Source organism: Rufibacter soli (assembly GCF_054781795.1).
Genome location: NZ_BAAGTS010000002.1, coordinates 1 through 19,077 on the forward strand (window position 1 = coordinate 1; position 19,077 = coordinate 19,077).

13 protein-coding genes and 1 rRNA gene are annotated in these 19,077 nt (G+C 50.8%); 5 read left to right on the forward strand and 9 right to left on the reverse strand.

The features are described 5' to 3' along the window. Positions 1-12: 12 nt before the first annotated feature. Positions 13-124, forward strand: a 5S ribosomal RNA gene (rrf, locus tag ACYVJQ_RS02030). Between the two features lie 422 nt (positions 125-546). Here rrf and ACYVJQ_RS02035 read toward each other — a convergent pair. The 6 genes from ACYVJQ_RS02035 to ACYVJQ_RS02060 all read right to left on the reverse strand — a co-directional run bounded on the left by ACYVJQ_RS02035 (position 547) and on the right by ACYVJQ_RS02060 (position 8,627). Continuing rightward, a complete protein-coding gene (locus ACYVJQ_RS02035; protein ID WP_460891406.1) occupies positions 547-1,833 on the reverse strand; it encodes a M16 family metallopeptidase in 1,287 nt (428 codons plus the stop codon). A 5-nt stretch (positions 1,834-1,838) separates the two neighbouring features. Beyond that, positions 1,839-3,008, reverse strand: coding sequence for a type IX secretion system outer membrane channel protein PorV (gene porV / locus ACYVJQ_RS02040; protein ID WP_460891407.1), 1,170 nt, complete (start codon positions 3,006-3,008; stop codon positions 1,839-1,841). 30 nt (positions 3,009-3,038) lie between these two features. After that, positions 3,039-6,893 (reverse strand): type IX secretion system sortase PorU, encoded by a 3,855-nt coding sequence (porU, locus tag ACYVJQ_RS02045; protein WP_460891408.1) that lies wholly within the window; start codon positions 6,891-6,893, stop codon positions 3,039-3,041. A gap of 92 nt (positions 6,894-6,985) precedes the next feature. Beyond that, a complete protein-coding gene (gene purS, locus ACYVJQ_RS02050; RefSeq protein WP_460891409.1) occupies positions 6,986-7,237 on the reverse strand; it encodes a phosphoribosylformylglycinamidine synthase subunit PurS in 252 nt (83 codons plus the stop codon). Continuing rightward, positions 7,234-7,938 carry a CDP-diacylglycerol--serine O-phosphatidyltransferase gene (gene pssA, locus ACYVJQ_RS02055; protein ID WP_460891410.1) on the reverse strand — a complete coding sequence of 235 codons (705 nt, stop codon included), beginning with the start codon at positions 7,936-7,938 and terminating at the stop codon, positions 7,234-7,236. Before pssA ends, purS begins: the two co-directional genes overlap by 4 nt. Positions 7,939-7,976: 38 nt before the next feature. After that, positions 7,977-8,627, reverse strand: a complete 651-nt coding sequence (locus tag ACYVJQ_RS02060; protein WP_460891411.1) for an MBL fold metallo-hydrolase — start codon at positions 8,625-8,627, stop codon at positions 7,977-7,979. On the opposite strand from ACYVJQ_RS02060, the gene ACYVJQ_RS02065 reads away from it, so the two are divergent. Together ACYVJQ_RS02065 and ACYVJQ_RS02070 are read left to right on the forward strand one after the other, a co-directional pair. Next, positions 8,593-9,771, forward strand: a complete 1,179-nt coding sequence (locus ACYVJQ_RS02065; RefSeq protein WP_460891412.1) for an NAD(P)/FAD-dependent oxidoreductase — start codon at positions 8,593-8,595, stop codon at positions 9,769-9,771. The genes ACYVJQ_RS02060 and ACYVJQ_RS02065 overlap by 35 nt on opposite strands. Next, positions 9,768-12,980: a TolB family protein gene (locus ACYVJQ_RS02070; RefSeq protein ID WP_460891413.1), complete on the forward strand. Its 3,213-nt coding sequence runs from the start codon at positions 9,768-9,770 to the stop codon at positions 12,978-12,980. Before ACYVJQ_RS02065 ends, ACYVJQ_RS02070 begins: the two co-directional genes overlap by 4 nt. A 449-nt stretch (positions 12,981-13,429) precedes the next feature. Here ACYVJQ_RS02070 and purQ read toward each other — a convergent pair whose 3' ends face one another. Beyond that, a complete protein-coding gene (purQ, locus tag ACYVJQ_RS02075; protein WP_460891414.1) occupies positions 13,430-14,125 on the reverse strand; it encodes a phosphoribosylformylglycinamidine synthase subunit PurQ in 696 nt (231 codons plus the stop codon). 123 nt (positions 14,126-14,248) lie between these two features. Here purQ and ACYVJQ_RS02080 point away from each other — a divergent pair, with 123 nt between their 5' ends. Next, positions 14,249-15,133 carry a YicC/YloC family endoribonuclease gene (locus ACYVJQ_RS02080; protein ID WP_460891415.1) on the forward strand — a complete coding sequence of 295 codons (885 nt, stop codon included), beginning with the start codon at positions 14,249-14,251 and terminating at the stop codon, positions 15,131-15,133. Positions 15,134-15,189: 56 nt separating this feature from the next. Beyond that, positions 15,190-17,298: a M43 family zinc metalloprotease gene (locus ACYVJQ_RS02085; RefSeq protein ID WP_460891416.1), complete on the forward strand. Its 2,109-nt coding sequence runs from the start codon at positions 15,190-15,192 to the stop codon at positions 17,296-17,298. A gap of 96 nt (positions 17,299-17,394) precedes the next feature. Here ACYVJQ_RS02085 and ACYVJQ_RS02090 read toward each other — a convergent pair whose 3' ends face one another. Further along, the gene (locus tag ACYVJQ_RS02090) at positions 17,395-18,666 is read right to left on the reverse strand and encodes a M28 family metallopeptidase (protein WP_460891417.1); all 1,272 of its coding nucleotides are present in this window, start codon (positions 18,664-18,666) and stop codon (positions 17,395-17,397) included. Between the two features lie 36 nt (positions 18,667-18,702). Then, positions 18,703-19,077: a VanZ family protein gene (locus tag ACYVJQ_RS02095; protein WP_460891418.1), complete on the reverse strand. Its 375-nt coding sequence runs from the start codon at positions 19,075-19,077 to the stop codon at positions 18,703-18,705.

A 19,077-nucleotide genomic window follows, 5' to 3' on the forward strand; every position in this document is an offset into this window, starting at 1 on the left:
GAAACGGAAAATAATGGTGGCTATGTCGCGGGTGTCCACCTCTTCCCATTCCGAACAGAGAAGTTAAGCCCCGCCGAGCCGATGGTACTGCGGTCACACGCGGGAGAGTAGGTAGCCGCCAACCCCCTACAACGAAGGCCCCGCCCAGCAATGGAACGGGGCCTTCCTGCGTTCGGGAAGAAGGGAGAGGGGGGAGAACCTTAGCCTAATTGGAGACGAAGCGGAGGCTGCTTTGGCGGTGGTAGGTGTTGCTTCATCCTTATACTTATAAAGTGAATAGGATGCTTACCCAAGCCTCTGTTTAAACCAGTAATTTATAATGTGACCTATAAAGGATAAGGAGGTACGCTCAATTTCGATTCTTAGAATTGATTACCTCCTTAACTCTTCTATTACTATCCGAAAGTCAACAACCAGATTCTGCTTTAGAATTGTTATGGTATATCAGCCTTGGTATTTAATAACCATTCTTCCTACTAACAACAAAGCCCTGGCACCATAATAGAGCCAGGGCTTTGTTGTTAGTAAGAAAATTTTGACGGCTTTCTATGTTTGTTTGGGTAAGCCCCCAACAACTACTTTATAAAGATCAGAATCTAACAAATATGCTTTAGCCACTTCTTTAAGCTGGCTTGATGTTAAAGTAAAGATTTTATCCAGAAGCTTGGTATAAAAGTCTCCAGGAAGATCTAAAAGCACATTAGATTTATATTTATCCATCTTGTCAAATAGAGTGGCATGATCTGATAAAAATTTCCCTGCTAAATGTTTCTTCACTGTAGAAAGCTCTTCAACTGGAATTTCTTCATTTGTCAGAGACTCCAACTCCTTAATGACTTCAGAAAGCGTTTCTTCTATTTTATCTCCTTTAATGTCTGTGCCAATTGAGAATAAAGAATCATGCTCTTTCTGTGATAAAGAAGAATAGATGCCATAGGTAAACCCTTTTTCCTCTCTTATATTTTTCATTAACCTAGATCCGAAATACCCCCCTAGAGTATGGTTCAAGAGGTATAACGCAGGATAATCTGGGTGAGAAGGTCTAATGGTTGATTTCCCTATGCGAACAGCAGCTTGCATCTGGTTTTGGGTGCTGTTAATAATCAGTCCAGGAGATAGAGGTTGAGAGGAAGTAGGTAGTGTGATAGGACTTGGCTCAGCTATTCCATTCAATTTCCCCTTTATGGAAGAAAGTGCTTCTTTGGTTATATCACCTGTAATAAAGATCTCTGCGTTTGAGTATTGGTAAGCCTTTTCGTGAAAGCTTTTAAGCGAATGGTTTTCTACAGCTGCTACCTCTTCTTCAGAAGTGAAGGTGGCATATGGATGGCCTTGCCCATAAATAGCAGTTGTAAAGGTCTCTGTAGCTAGGTAACTATTTTTCTGTTTATCTACGGCCAGTGATTGAATGATCCTTTGTTTTAAAAGGTCGAATTCCTCTTGCGGGAAGGACGGTTGTTCAATGATTTCAAAGGTCAATGGTAATAGGTCAGGAAGGAATTTAGATAGACAGTAAAGAGTTACTGTTGTTCTATCAAACCCATGCGAGACCTCCAATGATGCCCCATAGAAATCTGTGATATCCGCTATCTGCTTAGCAGAATGTTTTTCTGTGCCTTCCTTCAGCATTTTAGCCGTTAAAGAAGCTACACCTGGTGATGGCTGGAACCACTTGCCGCCTTTAAAAACAAATTCAATTCTGATGACAGGCTGGACCGAATTCTGGAACACGTGTAATCGTGCACCAGATGGATTAAGCGAAACCTCAGGATAAATAGACAAGTCACTTGTGAGCTCGGCAATAACAGGAGCTTGGGTACGGTTTAAAAGCATAAGAGTTATTCGGCGCCGTCTAATTTAAAGTTAAGCGAGAAACGAATGGTTTGGGCTAGAGGACTATTCTGTTCGTTTGGAACCATATAAGCAGCATCTACCCCAAATTTCTGATACCGAATACCAAGGCCCATCGCCAGGAACTGACGTCCACCCTTTAATTCGTTTTCAAAAAAGTAGCCTGCACGGGCCGCAAACATGTTATCATACCAGTATTCCAAACCAGTTGAAAGTGTAACTTCCTTTAATTCCTCGCTACCGCCCCCGGGGGCATCTGTGAAAGATTTGAAGATACCTGAGAAGACGTTGGTTTGGTCATTTGAAGAAAAGCCGTCTGGGCTAGAGTAAGGAACAAGTAATTTGTTCCCATCAATAGCCAAGGTAAGCTTGTTGTAAGGATCCAACTCCATTGTAATAGCTGTACCCAAACGCAGGTTAGTGGGTAAGAAATCTTTACGTCCGGCGGTAGAATAAGAAATCTTGGCACCCACGTTAGAGATGTTTCCACCTAAGGCCAGGTTATAGTTCTTGCTGCCTAAGGCTAAGTCTTTGGTATAATAGATCCCCAAATCAACTGAGGCTGAATTACCAGGTGTAGATTCAAAGTTGCCGCTTGGGCTCACCACGTTGGTATTACCGGCTAAGTTAGACCGTATGTATCTGGCGCCTACGCCAAGGCTTAAGTTCTCGCTCAGTTTCTGGCCATAAGAAAGGTTAATGGCATACTCCTTGGGATTGAAGGGCTGAAAGTCATTGCCTGTTTGGGAAAACACAATTTCCCCCAAATCAAAATAAAGCATTGACAACGCGATAGAGGAATTTGGAGACAACTTCTTGTGGGCAGAAAGGTAAGCCAGGTACATGTCATCCACCACATTGCGTAACCAGGGAGTATAAGACAAAGAAGCTTCAAAGTCAGACTCCAGAAAGCCTAGCTTGGCTGGGTTCCAGTGAGTAGAATTAACGTCTGGCGATGTGGCTACACCTGCATCTCCCATGGCTGCCGCACGGGCATCTGGTGCTACTAATAATACTGGAACAGCCGTGGTAATAGGTCGGTAGTTTTGGTTCTGGCCAATAGAGTTGGTGGGGGTGGTTTGTGCCAAGGCAGAAAGACCAGAAACTGAGACTAACAGAATACCAAGAATAGTAGATCTGATAAAGGTGTAGTTCATGTGGTAGTTGTTGTTGTAATAGCAGATACGTTAATTAAGTAAAACTAGCTTTTCAAAACGGGAGGAAGTTGCCCCATCTAATCGAGAACGTATATTTACTTTATAAATATATACACCTTTCGCTAATTTATCATGGTAGTCATCGCGGCCGTCCCAGGTAATATCTGAAAAGTGGGTACTTCCGTTGCTGATCCCATGCAGCGTTTTTACCATTTTACCAGAAACGGTAAATATCTGGATAAGGATATCTAATTCTTGGCCCGGCCGGTTATGGTCAAAATGGAAAGTAGTTTTGTTAAGGAATGGATTAGGGATGTTGTAAACATGTTCTAACGTAAGTTTCTCAGAAGAAGCTACCATAAACTCCAGTTTACCGGTGCTGGAATTGTTATGGGTGTCCCAAGCCTTTAACGTTAGAGTATGGGGGCCTGGGGTTAGGTTCTTTAAAGCATATCGTACTTTGCCAGATTGATAGGAGTCAACATCAGCGGTATAAAACTCATTTAGGACAATAGGCTCTGCCGTTTTCTCATCCAGGATAACGGTAATCTCATGCCCTATTCCTGCCCCGGCTGTGTTAATGCCATTCTCATCAAATAAGTGCGCTAAGAAGGTGGCGTCTGTGCCGGCCAAGCCTCCAGACACAAAAGACTCATCATTAAGGAAAAGTTTTAGTTGCGGTGGAGAGATATCTGCCGTGGCGTTGGCGTTGGCACCTCCCACAGGAACCGAAGTAGCACCATGGGCATCAGTAGAGGAGGAGAAGGCATATAATTGAATACTGCCCGCCCCAATCTGATAATTAATGTCTTTAGGAACCACCATAGAAATCTCAAAGGCTCCATTCTTTACAGAGGCCAATCCATCATACAAGACATTGTTTCGGGTTAAGATCTGGCGTTTGGGATTTTGGTCACCCAGGGTGGTAAGGGAGGCTCGTTTATCATACACCGTTACATGAATCTTACCCTGGAAACCTTCTGCTATCTGTTGTTGGCTGTTGCTCACAAACCCTTCTAAACGAACCGTTGAAAGCGCCTTAAGCGTGTCTGAAGCGGCAGCAGAGAAAGGTTTTCCATTTAATTTGGACACAACCACTTCCTGGGCCGGATACGCCAACCGCATGGAAGGGTCTCCCAGCAAGGCGAAGTTGCGGTTGTTTACCCCAAATAGGCTGGCGTTCTTGGTTTGCGTAGTAAGGGCGCCCAAGGTAGGCATAGAGCCATTGGCAAGAGGCTTGAACAGGAATTGAAAAAAGTTCGTGTTCAAGGCCCGGTTACCGTCTGAATATACGGGCCGGGTGGTGGTTAAGAGGGCAACTGCCCCCCCTGCAGGGTGGAACAGCGCCGTCTCCGCCCCTGAGTTGCGGCGTGGGTCATCATACCGGCCAAATTCACAGGTAGCCGTCAGGAAGAAGGTAAGGCGGTCTGAGTTCTTCCAATCCAGTATTTCAGGAATGGTTACTATCTGCTCATCTGCCAGGCTTAAAGCGTTGCCATGCCCGGTGTAATTGGTGACCAAAGCGCCTTTTTCAATGGCTTCCCGCAAAGCTTTATTGGTTTCCGGTGACCGCTGCCCGTTAGGGACTGAAACCTGTGGGTATAAGTCAAGGTAAATCTTTTGGGGCAGGTAGGCCGGGTAATTTCGTTCTACATATTCCGCCAGATAATCGGCATCATTTAAGTGCTCATTGGTATCTCCGTCATCTGCCAGGAAAATGAGACGCTTACGCCAGTTGCCCAAAGACTGCTCGCTCTCATAGCGTATAATCTTATCTATGATCAGGTCAGCCTCAGCCGCAGACTTGACGGGGAGCCTCCCAATACCAACGTCCAGCAAATGGCTCAAAGAGAAATTCACCTCAGACCATTCCCCTTCCTCGTCATCTAGAAACCCAATGTAGTCATCTGAAGAATAGGAGGTAATAGGATCTAAGGACTGCCTGGACTCATAAATGGGAATGAAATTGGTGTTCTGCGGAAGCCGGCGCTTGGGGTCAAAAGAAGCATCTCCTAATAAAATCACCTGTAGAAGGTCATCGCCCTGTTTACTACTGCGGGAATGCACCATTTTTAAGAAGTCGCGCAGGGCGGTAATGTCTGGTTTACCGGAAGAGAACTCCTCATAGATTTTGGAAAGCACGACTACCTCTACCTGAATGCCGCCCCGGCTGCTGCGGTGGCTGGCTAACCGTTGCGCCTGCCCGGCAAAAGCGGCAGGTGTAATGATAATCAGGTCCAGTTTTCCGTCCAGATTAAGGCTGTGCAGGTTCTGGTTGGAAATTTTACCGTGCAGGCTTGGGGCAGGGAAGGAGTTCCCCTGGAACGCAACATACTCCTGAAGCTGCTGACTAGCTGCTGAAAAGCTGGCAATACCGTTATTGATGGAAAGAACTTGCCTGAAGGGCCGTAGCGGGTCTGTTACGTTCCACACCTGGGCATCTCCTGCCACGCCGCTAACCTGAAAAGTGCTGGATGCGTTTTGGCGGCTGGCCAAAGACCGGAAACTGGTTTGGTTCCCGTACACTTTCAGTTGCCGCTGCGCGGAAAGCGTGAAGTAATTAAGATAGCCCGTAGCCGAGGAAGAACCGCCCGGTTGGTAGTTATAGGAAACCGTCAGGTCATTGGTATAGGCCAGTGAGCCCAGGCTCGGAGAAAAATGCATGACATGGTTCACGCCCTCTGCATGGTAGTTGAAAGTGCCCCTGCCTGCTATGTCCTGGGTGCCCTGCACCGCTCCGTTTAGCCGCACCGTAAACTGGCTGTTCACAGGCGAGTTGGCCATGACCGCTGAGGTAAGCCAAACCGTGCTGTTGGAAACCAGATCTGAGGCCGGAACCGTGAAATTCTGAGTAGGAGCAAAGGAAGTAAACTCCTCCCCGTACCATTCCCGGCCGGAGTTGACCATGTTGCGCAGGTCCACCTCATGGAACCACCGTTCATCATAATTGCTAATAACCGGGAAAGAACCTGCCATTAACGCCTGTTGGCCCACCCGCAGCCCCGCAGAGGAGCCTACGTTTAAATAGTAATAGGTGGTGTCTGTGTACAGGTTGAACGAATGGACAAATGGCGTTTGACCCGGAGTCGCGTTAACCGACCAGGTGTGCGGTCCTTGGCCATAGAAGAGAAGGTAGTCGTTGGCGTCAAAGCTCCCATCTTGCTCTCCTTCCACCCAAATGGCGTTTTCTACTAAATCATCTGGGCGGGGAGCCGAATTGGGTTGGGGCAGCATACCGCCCCCATTGCCATACAGTTTCAGGTTTCGCGGGTTCAGACCTTGCAGGTTAACGCCCAGGCTTTGTAGCGCAGCCCGGTCTAGTTTGTACATGCCATGGGCAGGCACGCCTATCTTAAACCAGTCGCCGGCGCTTAAAACGGAGCGTGAGGCAAACGTGCGAAGGGCGGTAGAGCCCGGGATTTTTCTTGCGGTACTGCCTGTGGTGGTGTACCTATACCCAAAAGAAAGCAGCTTTTCAAGTACACCAGTCTGAGGGTTAACCCTAAAAGGCTGAAAGGACACCACCGAGTGGGGAACCCCGTTAGAGGTACCACTCGTGATAGAAAAGGAAATTTCTGTTTTAAGCCCGTTTTTAGGAAAAGAGCCCAAAACTGACTCAGGTATGGGGGCAAACTCTAACCTGGTAAATTCAAAAGAACGGACGCTTGCGTTGGAGATGGGCAGCAGCAGGTAAGGAACCTCTTCCCGGTTGAGAAAGGCAGCCTCATCAAAGCTAGGCATGACCGCCGGCGTAGGGGCACTGCCCGCAGGGGCAGCCGCAACCGCCTGCCAGCGCACGGTGTAGGTACCCTCAGTTTGGGCCCAGGCGGAAATGGCCATGGCCCAGATGCCTACGGCTAGCAGAAAGGTTCTTACAGAATGCATGTGCGCGGGTAGAATAACTCACTCCGCAACATAGTACCACACGTATAGGTTCAGGCGGCAATGCCCTGTATGAGAGAACCTAACAAGTAGACTTAATTGGAGGTGAGGCGATAAGAAAAGGATTCCATGATCATGTTGGCCAATAATTTCTTACAAGCTTCCTCTACCTTCTGGGCAGCGGCAGACTCATTCTCTGCCTCTAATTGTAAGCGTATGTGCTTGCCTATTCTCACGTCAGCAACCTGCTCCAATCCCAAATGTTCCAGACCTAACATAACCGCTTTTCCCTGGGGGTCTAACAGCTCAGTATGGGGCATGATATCAATCTCGGCGGTGAACTTCATATGGCAGAGGGTTTTAAAAAGGATAATAGAATGTATAAACCAATGATAAGCGGAATAGCCGTAAAGTTAAGCCCTACAAGTAAAAGAACCGCAAGCCCTAAAAAAATAAACCTGATCTCATTCCCTTTCCAGGCGAAGCTCTTGAACTTAAGCGCAAACAGCGGCAACTCTGCTACCAGCAGGTAAGAAAAAAGCAGCGTGATGCCCAGCAACACGTAAGGGTTGAGAATTACATTGCTAAGCCCAAAGGTATCATTGGCCAGAATGAGCGGCAATGAAATCACAAAGAGCGTACAGGCTGGCGTGGGTACGCCAATGAAAGAGGTGGTTTGCCGGGTGTCAATGTTGAATTTGGCCAGCCGCAAACCAGAGAAAATGGTGATAATGAAACCGGCAAAGGGCAGCCAGAAAGGTAAATCAACGGAAGATTCTTCTAAACTGCTGGTCATCAACTGCAACATCATGGCCCCGGGCACCACGCCAAAAGACACCATGTCTGCCAGAGAGTCCAGCTGCTTGCCTATTTCTGAGTAGGCGTGCAGCACGCGGGCTACCATGCCGTCTAGGAAATCAAGCACGGCGGCCAGCACTACCAGGTAAGCGGCAGTGGTGAGGTCATTGTGCTTGAGAATAAAGTAGATGGCCAGACAACCGCAAAGCAGGTTGAGGCAGGTGATAAAATTGGGGATATGTTTCTTCATAGAGGCAGATAGGGCGTTTTGAGCCTGTTTTTACAAAATCAGCGCAAAAACGGATTGCTAGCTTTTTCTTCCCCAATGGTGGTTGAAGGGCCATGGCCGGGGTGTACGGTCACCTCCTCCGGCAGGGTGAATAACTTGGTCCTGATGCTTTGGATAAGGGTATCATAATCGCCGCCCGGCAGGTCTGTGCGGCCAATGCTGCGCTGGAACAACACGTCGCCGCCAATCAGGTTCTGGCTTTCTGGGTGGTAGAATACCACGTGGCCCGGCGCATGCCCTGGGGTAAAAAGCACTTCTAACTTAGTATTGCCAAACGCCACGTCCTCGCCCTCTTTCAGGAATTTCTCAGGTAGCACTTCTTGGTACTGTGGAAAACCATAGGCCGCTGAATAGGTAGGCACCGAGCGCAACACTGGCAAATCATCTTCATGGATTTCCAGCGGCACGCCGTAAGTATCTGCCACAAATTTATTGCCCAGCACATGGTCAATGTGGCAATGCGTGTTGAGCAGCCGCACCACTTTCAGTTCATTGGTTTTGATAAAGTCCTGCAGTTCCTGCTGCTCGGTTTTGTTGGAGCAGCCGGGATCAATCACCACACATTCCTTGGTGTCATCATACAACACATAGGTGTTCTCTGAAAACGGATTAAACGTGAAGCTTTCAATCTTTAAGGTGGCGGCAGACATGGGCGTATTCTCTTATTTTGATGGGGCTAAGTTACAGATTTCAGCGGCACAAGCCGTACCTTGCCGCATGATTTATGATTATCTGGTAGTAGGGCACGGCCTGGCCGGTGCCATTTTAACCTGTTTCCTGGAGAAGAACGGAAAAACGGTGCTGGTGTTTGATGTGCCCAAAGAAAACGCTGCCTCCCGAGTGGCGGCCGGCCTCATCAATCCAGTGGCGGGCAAGCGGTTTGCCAAAAGCTGGCAGGTAGACGCCTTTCTGCCCGCCGCGGTTTCTTTCTACCATGAAATGGAAGAACGCTACCAGGCTCCGCTCTTCCACCGCAAGCCTATCTTAAAGCTGTTTTCCACCCCAGAAGAACAGAACAACTGGATGGGGAAGAGCGCAGACCCCGCCTGGGACGGCTACATTGAAACCACGCACCTGCAACTCCCGGCCTCTGAAAACGTTCATCAGGAACTGGGTGGACTTCTCATCCAGAAAGGGGGCTACGTAGCGTTGCGGCCATTCCTGCAGTACCGTGAAAATGACCTGGCCAACCGGGGACTTTTGCGCACAGATTCCTTTGATATTTCACAGTTGGAAGTGTTGCCGGAAGGGGTGAAGTACCAGGGGGTGCAGGCCCGTAAAATCATTTTCTGCGAAGGGGCGCAGGCGGCCCAGAACCCATATTTCAGCTGGCTTCCTTTTTCTTTAAACAAAGGAGAAGTTTTAGACATAAATGTGCCTGATTTTGAGGCTTCCTATATCTATAATAAAGCCGTTTACGTTGTTCCTTTAGGACAATATTCCTACCGCATAGGCGCAACGTACAATTGGCGTGAGGTGAACGAAGACATCACCCCTGAAGCCCGCGAGGAACTAACGGAGAAAACAAAAGACATCCTGAAAAAACCATTTACGGTCACAAAGCAGTATGTAGGAATAAGGCCCGCGGTAAGGGACCGTAAACCCCTGATTGGCCTGCACCCAGACCTGCCGCAAGTAGGGGTTTTCAATGGGATGGGGTCTAAAGGAGTATTGATGGCACCGTTGCTGGCCCAACAGTTTGTTTCTGCCTTAGAGCAGGAAGGGCAGCTGTGGCCAGAGGTGAACATTGCCCGGTATTTTTCTTTATATTTAGCATCTACGCCAAACAAATGAGTCAACTCTCTACTCGCTTCTCACACGTATGCCGGTTTCTGTTGTTGCTCCTGGGCTTAGGGGCACCTGTCTCTGCATGGGCTCAGGCCACTGCGCCAGATGACTTTGGGCAGAACCGTATCCAGTACAAGCGGTTCAACTGGGAATTCTACAGCACCCAGAACTTCAACATCTACTACTCGCAGAACGGAAAGGAACTGGCCCGCCACGCGGCCGAACACGCAGAGAAAGAACTGAAGAGAATCACTTCCCTCATAGGCTATTACCCGTACTCCAAAATCACCATCATTGTCTACAACTCTGTCTCAGACATGAAGCAGAGCAACATTGGCTTGATTGATGATCCTTACAAAGGTGGTAATGACGCGCTATTTGTAAAGAGCAAGATAGAGGTGGCCTTTGAGGGCTCGCAGACCGAGTTCAAGCGCCAAATGACCTACCGGATCTCTGAACTGTTGCTGTCAGACATGATGTACGGCGGCAGCCTGAAGGAAGTGATCCAGAGCAATTACCTGCTGCGCCTGCCAGAGTGGTTTGTGTCTGGGGCCGCGGCCTACCTTTCTGAAGGCTGGAGCGTGGAGATGGATGACTACATGCGTGACATGATCCAGAAGACCGGGGGCAAACGCTCAGAGCCGCTGTTCGCGCGTAACCAGCGCCTCACCGGCCAGGCCATCTGGAACTACATCACCGAACGCCACGGCACCGCCGCCATCCAGAACATTCTTAACCTTACCCGCATTACTCGTGACATTGAGATAGGCATTGCCAGCAGTTTGAACATGCCCTACAAGCGGTTCACCCGCGACTGGTTTGCCTACTATACCCAAATGAACACCTTCGCCGATGGTTCGTTGCCCTCCCCGGACAAAGACCGCAAAGTGAAGAAGACCAACGGCCGCAATTACCTGTACTCAGAGCCGACCTTTAGCCCCAGCGGCCAACAGCTGGCGTACGTGATCTATGACCGCGGCGCCTACAAGGTAATGGTGCGCAATCTGGCCAAAAAAGGGCACCGCATGGTGTACCGCGGAGGCTACAAAATGCCTAACCTGGAGATTGACCACACCGTGCCCTTGGTTTCATGGCGCACAGAAAACCAATTGGGTATCTCAGATGTGCGCAGAGGCAAACTCCAGATTAAATTACAGGCGGCCACCGCGCGGTATTTCCCGGGCGTAGCCACCGTAAAGGCCTTGCTAGGCGATAACTCCAACATCATTCCGCTGGGTGCCTATAGCCAGGTAGCAGGGCTGGATTTTTCTGAAGACGGGCAAATGATGGTGCTAAGCGCCGTCAAGAACGGACAAAGTGATCTGTACCTGTACCGCGGTAGCCGTTTGTCTCAGCAATTGACCAATGACATCTATGATGATCTGGCGCCGTCGTTCCTACCGGGAACGGCCAACCGGGTGGTGTTCAGCTCTAACCGAATGGCCGATTCCTTGCAGTCCAGCCGGGGGAAATTCGCCAATGTGGGCAGCAACTATGACGTGTACCTGTATGACCCCACTAACACCCAAAGCCGGTTCTGGCAATTAACGTACTCTCCCGCCAATGAAGGGCAGCCCATTGGCTTGTCTGAAGACGAAATCATGTACGTGGGCGAAGAAACGGGAATTAAGTCACTATACCGCCATAACATCAAAAACGGGCAGGTAAACCGGGTCACAGATTTCAGGCAGAACATCAAGTCTTATGACTACAACACGCGCACCGGAAACCTTGCCTTTGTAGCCGATGACCGGGCCAAGGAATACCTGTATTGGTATCCCAATAACCCCCTTCAGCCGGCGGCCAACACCAGTTTCAAGACCAAGCGCCAACAGGTGCTGGAGGCCAATCTGCAGCGCCGCCTGCAGCAGGAACGGGATAGGATAGCGGCGGCTCTGGCAGCCAAAGCGACGGCAGACTCGCTGGCGGCCATTCAGGTGCCTCAGGACTCCCTGGCCACCGACAGTACCGGCGCCCCGGCTCCACAACCTCCGGTAGTGGCACCTAAGGCCAAAAGGGTACTGGCCATGGCGGCGCCAGATTCCCTGGTCCTCAACTACCCTAAACCCTATGACCTGCGCTTTGGGGTGAACAACATTGTCTCGTCTATTCACGCTGATCCTTTGCTGGGCTTCGGGTTTGTGATGGAGGTGGGCATGGCCGATCTGTTTGAGGATTACCGCATACGGGGCGGTGTATTCGCCCTTACAGACCTGGAGACCAATAATTTCTACGCAGAGTATTCAAACCTCAAGAACCGGTATGACTACCGGATAGGCTACCAAAAGCAAAGCATCCGTCAAGGGAATAATAATGGGATAGAGCGCCGGTTACACAAGCATGAGATTCTGCCAGCTCTGAGCTATCCCTTGACCAATGCCTTAAGTGTGAAGTTCCTGCCTCGGTACGCCAACTTGCGCTACACCATCATCGAGCGTTTTGACGTCCCAGACGTGGTCATGGACTTTGCCGGTATTGGGGGTGAACTGGTATATGACAACTCGGTGGTAACCGGCATGAACATGCGCGAGGGTACTAGAATGAAGGTAGGCATTACGCGCATGTACGGGCTGGGCGCCAGCGAGACGGGCTTCGGGAAATTCTACGTAGACCTGCGGCACTACCAGAAACTGCACAAGGAGTTTATCTGGGCCAACCGCCTGAGCTACGGGCATTCCTTTGGGCCATCGCCTAAGAAATACCTGTTGGGCGGGGTAGACAACTGGATTAACGCCGAGCAGGACAATACCCAGATCTGGGGCGATGACCTGACCATTGACACCTATCCTGCTGAGTTCTTCTACCTGGATTACGCCATGCCGCTGCGGGGCTTCAACTACAACGCCCGTAACGGCTCCCGCTACGTGCTCTGGAACACAGAATTGAGATTGCCGGTCTTCCAGTATCTGTTTGAGGGCCCCATTAACTCAGGCTTCTTCCGGAACCTGCAGATGGTTGGCTTCTTTGACACCGGTACTGCCTATAACAGCGGCAACCCCTTCAGTGATGACAACTCCGTGAACACCCAGCCTGTGCCGCGTCCGCCGTTTGAGGTGATTGTGCGTAACTTCCGTAACCCGTTCATGTACGGCTACGGCTTTGGCGCCCGCACCACATTACTGGGAGTTTATGGCCGCTTTGACATGGCCTGGGGCGAGAAAGACCTCAAACGCGAAGGACCTAAATTCTACTTCTCCATGGGCTATGATTTCTAAAGGATAAGCCTGGTTTAAGGCCGTTTTCAAAAAAACGCCTCAGAAACGGAAACGCCGCCTCTTGTTTAAAAGGGCGGCGTTTCCGTTTCTGAGGTTTAGGTACCGGGCAAGTTTCCTTTATAGGTGAGAAGAAATGCAAAACAGATTTACCTTTTCTGCCGCAAGTTTAGCGAACGCGTAACTTGTGGCTTGCCCTTAGGTAAGTTTATAAACTTACGTATGCTGCACCTCCAAACTTAACTCCCCTTTTTCATTTGGCAGAGCCAGGGGAGTTGAAAACTCCCCGCCATGTTCCACCACAAGTTACGCGTTCGCTAAACTTGCGGTAGGGGTTTCTGTTTTAAGCCTGTTTTTCGGAAAACTGCCCTAAAACAGAAACTCCCTGCCCAAATCTTAGGCAAGGAGTTTCTGTTTATTTGATTTCCGCCGAAGGCGAAGGAAAGGCAATCTTAGGCGTGTTGCACTGCTTGTAGCAAGGCCTCAAACATAAGGCGGCCGTCTGTGTTGCCCAGATCTGGGTCTACGGCACGTTCTGGGTGCGGCATCATGCCAAACACGTTGCGGTTCTGGTTGGTGATACCGGCAATGTTGAGCAAGCTACCGTTGCAGTTGGTCTCTTCAGACACTTTGCCATTAGCATCACAGTACCGGAACATCACCTGGCCGTTGTCTTCCAGCTGTTTGATAGTAGCTTGGTCTGCGTAGAAACGTCCCTCACCGTGCGCGATTGGAATTTTATAGGGTTTGCCCGGCTCCAGGAGCGCGGTAGGCAGGGCCTGGGTATTTTCTGGGGTAATGTACACGTTCTGGCAGATGAACTGCTGGCTGTTGTTGCGCAACAGGGCGCCCGGTAACAGGCCAGCCTCCGTTAAGATCTGGAACCCGTTGCAAATGCCCCACACGTACCCGCCGCCGTTGGCGAACTTCACCACCTCTTGCATGATAGGCGAGAAACGGGCAATAGCGCCAGAGCGCAGATAATCACCGTAAGAGAAACCACCCGGCAAAACTATGAAATCACAGTTCTGCAAATCATGGTCTTTGTGCCAAAGCCGCACAACTTCCTGCTGTGTGGTATGCTGCAAGGCATCTATGACATCTTGGTCGCAGTTGGACCCCGGAAAAACGACTACTCCAAATTTCATAAGGCAAAGATAAGGAAAAATACCCTTGGGGTGAAGGCCTGCGCCCCATACCCCAGCCGCTAAGATAGGGAGAGACTGGCACTTTTTTGTTAAATTTACTTTTTACCACCTTATCCTTTCCCTATGTTACTATCCATGACCGGATTTGGGTCCGCCCAACTGGAGACCGACGCTTTTACCCTGAACATTGAGCTGAAATCGCTGAATTCTAAATCCATGGATCTGAGCCTGCGCATACCGCGTAGTCTTTCTGACAAAGAACTGGAAATCCGCAACCTCATCAGCAAAAGCCTGGTGCGCGGCAAAGTAAACCTCACCATTGAGGTAAGCCGCAACAAGGGCGCCGCCGGCCGCAGCAGAATCAATACTGAGTTACTCAAACAATATTACCAGGAAATGGAGCAGGCCGCCGCCCAACTTGGGGCCCAGTCGCCGGACCTGTTCCGGTTGGCGTTGCACATGCCAGACGTAATGCAGACCGAGGCCAGCGAAGACCCTAAAACCGAAGACGTAACCTGGGAGCAGGTACAGCCGCTGTTGCTGGAAGCCATTGAGAATTTCAACACCTTTAGGGCAGATGAAGGCAAGGCGCTCACCAGTGAGATTGTCTCGTACATAGACCGCATCAGAATCCTGCTGGCCGAGGTGGACAAACATGACCCTACCCGCGTGGAGCAGATCAGGCAGCGCATACAGGGCCACTTAGAAGACATCTCTTCCTCAGAGTCTTTCAACCAGAACCGGTTTGAGCAGGAAATGATCTATTACATTGAAAAACTGGACATTGCCGAAGAAAAAGTGCGCCTGGTTAACCACCTGCATTATTTTACAGAAACGGTGTATCTGCCTGAACCAACCGGTAAGAAACTGGCGTTCATCTCTCAGGAAATAGGCCGGGAAATCAACACCATCGGCTCTAAAGCCAATGATTCTACTATTCAACACCTGGTGGTGGAAATGAAAGAGGAACTGGAGAAAATCAAAGAGCAGCTCAACAATATTCTGTAGGCAGGCTTTCTGTTTTGGGCCTGTTTTCCTAAAAACACCGCGTAAACGCACGCCCTATGAGTAAACACGTACTTGTCTGCTTTTTTCTTCTGGTAACCACCCTGGGCGCCGCCCTGGCCCAGACCCGCCGCACCTGCGGCACCATGGACTATGTGCAACATCTGGAGCAGGACCGGCCCAACCTGCGCGCGCAGCTTCAGCTACAGGCCCGGGAGGCCACCGGTCTGAAAGGGCGTTATGAAAACAGGGCATTAGGCGGCGTGGTCACCATACCCGTAGTGGTGCATGTGGTCTACAATTCCAGCGCCCAGAATATCTCTAATGTGCAGATCCAGACCCAGATTGCGGCCCTAAACCGTGATTTCAGGAGGCTGAACAAAGACACCGCCAACACCCCGGCCGCCTTTAAAGGCATTGCCGCCGATGCCGAGATAGAGTTTGTCCTGGCCCAGCGCACCCCCGACGGGGAACCTACTACCGGTATTACCCGCACCGCTACTACCGTGACCAATTTCAAGGTAAATGACGCCATGAAGTTTACCGCCACTGGCGGAAAAGATATCTGGGACGCTCGCCAGTACCTGAACATCTGGATTGTGGGTTTTGCTCGCACGGAGAATATCCTGGGCTATGCGCAGTTCCCTAACTCAGGGTCACCGTCTACAGACGGAGTGGTGATTGATTACCGGTACTTCGGGACTACCGGCACCGCCGTAGCGCCTTTCAACATGGGCCGTACTGCCACCCATGAAATTGGCCATTGGCTGAACCTGTTCCATATCTGGGGCGATGAGTTCTGTGGCGATGACCTGGTGGAAGATACCCCCCAGCAAGAAACCGAGAACGCGGGTTGCCCTACCTTTCCGCACCCCTCCTGCATTAACGCCAGTGACATGTTCATGAACTACATGGACTACACCGATGACCAGTGCATGAGCCTGTTTACCAAAGGGCAGAAAAATATTATGCAGGCAGCGCTCACCAGGTACCGGCCCGGCATCCTTACCTCACCGGGCGCTACCGCCGTGTCTGTGCCAGAGGTAGAGGCAGCGCTGGTAGAAGTGACCTCTCCAGGTAAAATTGTATGCGCTACCTCGTTTACCCCAGAGGTAGTGCTCCGCAACCGCGGCTCGCAAACCCTTACCTCGGCTCAGATTCAGTACAGGATAGATAACGGCCCTGCCCAAAACTTCACCTGGACCGGTTCCCTGGCTTCCTTTGAAAGCGTGAAAGTGTCTATGCCGGTAGCAAACGTACCGGCCGGGGCCCATGCCATCACCTATTCTATTGTTTCCCGCAATAACGCCGCCACAGACACAGATGCCACCAATGATGCCATCACGGCCTCTTTCCAGGTACAGGGCTCGGCTTTGCCGTTGGCAGAGGGGTTTGAAGGGACAGTGTTTCCGCCGGCAAACTGGACTGTCCTGAACCCTAACCAAGACCTTACCTGGGCCAGAACCACCAAAGCCGCCAAGACAGGCAACGCTTCGGCGTTCATGCAAAACATACAATACACCAGCAATGGCCTAGTAGATGAACTGGTGCTTCCGCCTTTGGACTTAACCTCCCGGACAGTGCCTACCATGACGTTTCATGTGGCCTACTCGCTGCTGTCAGAGAGTGGCTTCTCTGATACCTTGGAGGTTTGGGTGTCTACCAACTGCGGGGTGTCTTTCCAGCGGGTGTACCGCAAATATGACCGTGACCTGGTAACGGCCACGCCCGCCTTTAGGGAAACGGAGTTTATTCCTACGGCCGGTGAATGGCGCCAGGAAACCATAGACCTGGCGCCCTTTGCCACGGCCAAAACGGCTATCTTGAAATTCAGGCACATTACAGACTTTGAGAACAACCTGTATATAGATGATGTGAAGGTAGACGGCGTGCCTATGGGCGCCGAAGAGGAACGGGCCCAGAAGGCTGTGCAGGTAACGCCAAACCCCACCACGGGCACGGTGTACGTTTCTTCCCCGGAGGCCCGCATTACTCGCCTACAGGTTTGTGATGCCGTGGGCAAAGTGCTGCAGGACATAAAGGAGCCGCGCCACACGAAAGGCCAGTCCCTGAAAATTACCCTTCAGCAACCCTCTAACGGACTCTACTTTATCAAAATGACCACTGATAAGGGCGTGGTAGTGCGCCGAGTCATGCTTACCAGATAATCCCTTTCCCTGAATCCCCCCTTTAGAGCGACACCCCGTTTTGAGCCTGTTTTTCAAAAAACAGGCTCAAAACGGGGTGTCGCTTTTACATTACTTCTACAGGGCTTTGACGAAGGCCGTAATCAGGGCCATCACTTCTTTGAATTTGGTAAGTGGCAACGTGTCTGCGGTATCTTTTGGGTTGTGGTACTCGGTGGTGGTGCCGCCTAGGGTATAGAAAAAGAACGCCGGCACGCCTTTCTCTGAGAAATAGTAGTGGTCTGAGTTGGCGGCCTTTCCCCGGCTTTTGATGACCGGCAGATAGCCGTACTGCTTATTCAACTGCTGCAGTAAACTGAATTGCTTAGGGAAGACCGTGGCATTCACCACCATCATGCCTTCTTCGCCGGTGCTCATAAGGTCCAGGTTCAGGAGAAACTTGATGTTGCCCAACGGGAAGAGGGGGTGTTCTGTGTAATATTTAGAGCCCAGCAGGCCGGCTTCCTCCGCCGCAAAGGCCATAAAGGCAATGGAGTAATCAGGGGTATTCTGCGGCTGTGCGTACCAGCGGGCCAGTTCCAGGAGCATGGCGGTGCCGCTGGCATTGTCATGGGCGCCGGGAAAGAAAAGGTCTTTGCCCTGGCGGCCCAGATGGTCATAGTGCGCCGTGACCACCACAAAAGAATCTGGCTTGATACGGCCAGGCACAAAGCCGATCACGTTCTGGCTTTTGTAGTTGGGCTCCAAACGGGCATCTACGGTAAACTCAATCTCTTTCGCGTTCCTAGACCAGGCTTTCTCCAGCACTTCCAGCACCGGGAACGGCAGTTGCTCGGTGCGCACGGTGGCCATGAGCTTAGGCCCGGGTTGCCGTATAATCACAGCCTTAGCCCGTAGCAGCTGGCTATGGAATGGCTCCGGTAATGCCAATAGCTCCTGGAAGTGGCGCTGGTAGACTACCAGTACTTTATTTTTGAGGTTATTGGTCAGGAACTGCTGCGCGGCGTCTACGTCTTTTAATAACAGAGTATCTATCTCATACGCCTTCCCTTCGCCTTTGCCGGGCCCGGTGGCACCGTGGGCAATGAAATCTATTCCGGGCACCAGTTCCCGGTCATTGATCTCCAGCTTCAGGTGGTTGTCCAGGATGTTGATAGGGAAAGAGAACTCCTGCCGGTAGTTAGGAGAAAGGGGCTTTAGGCCAAGGGCGGCATACTGCTGTTGCAGATAGCTGGCGGCAATGCTATCGCCTTTGAAGGCATACCCGCGGCCATGCATGGCAGGAGCAGCAAGGGCCGCAATAGTCTGCCTAACCCGATTCAGGTCTTGGGCAAACCCAGCAAAGTAAAATAGAGAGAGAAGAAAAAAAAGGGAGAGCCGCCGCACCATGACAAAACGTTTTGAGCCTGTTTTTGTGAAAATAGGCTAAAAACGCGCTCTAAGCAAAAGCCAGGTGAAAAGACCCAGCACGCAGCCAATGGCGTTACTCAAGGCATCTACGGGGTCAAGTTGCCGGCCCAGGGCCATGGCTCCCTGCAATACTTCTACCAAGCCACCAAACACCACTACGGTCACAAACGCGCCAGTCACTAGCCAAGGGGTCAAGGAAAGGGAGGGGTCTTTGCGAAGCGCCAGCAGAAGCAGGAACAGCTGGGTGCCGAATAGCACCGCGTGCACCAGGGAATCAAAGGTGAGGAAATCCCATTTAGGGGTGGGGGGTAACGCATTGGCGGGCAGCAGCGTCCCAATCAGGATCACCACAGCCCACCCTAGCGCCAAGGCATAGTACGCGTTACGCAC

Excerpts from the sequence above, each read along its gene's own strand:
- ACYVJQ_RS02035 (WP_460891406.1), bottom strand. The coding sequence starts at position 1,833 with ATGCTTTTAAACCGTACCCAAGCTCCTGTTATTGCCGAGCTCACAAGT.
- porV (WP_460891407.1), bottom strand. The coding sequence starts at position 3,008 with ATGAACTACACCTTTATCAGATCTACTATTCTTGGTATTCTGTTAGTC.
- porU (WP_460891408.1), bottom strand. The coding sequence starts at position 6,893 with ATGCATTCTGTAAGAACCTTTCTGCTAGCCGTAGGCATCTGGGCCATG.
- purS (WP_460891409.1), bottom strand. The coding sequence starts at position 7,237 with ATGAAGTTCACCGCCGAGATTGATATCATGCCCCATACTGAGCTGTTA.
- pssA (WP_460891410.1), bottom strand. The coding sequence starts at position 7,938 with ATGAAGAAACATATCCCCAATTTTATCACCTGCCTCAACCTGCTTTGC.
- ACYVJQ_RS02060 (WP_460891411.1), bottom strand. The coding sequence starts at position 8,627 with ATGTCTGCCGCCACCTTAAAGATTGAAAGCTTCACGTTTAATCCGTTT.
- ACYVJQ_RS02070 (WP_460891413.1), top strand. The coding sequence starts at position 9,768 with ATGAGTCAACTCTCTACTCGCTTCTCACACGTATGCCGGTTTCTGTTG.
- purQ (WP_460891414.1), bottom strand. The coding sequence starts at position 14,125 with ATGAAATTTGGAGTAGTCGTTTTTCCGGGGTCCAACTGCGACCAAGAT.
- ACYVJQ_RS02080 (WP_460891415.1), top strand. The coding sequence starts at position 14,249 with ATGTTACTATCCATGACCGGATTTGGGTCCGCCCAACTGGAGACCGAC.
- ACYVJQ_RS02085 (WP_460891416.1), top strand. The coding sequence starts at position 15,190 with ATGAGTAAACACGTACTTGTCTGCTTTTTTCTTCTGGTAACCACCCTG.
- ACYVJQ_RS02090 (WP_460891417.1), bottom strand. The coding sequence starts at position 18,666 with ATGGTGCGGCGGCTCTCCCTTTTTTTTCTTCTCTCTCTATTTTACTTT.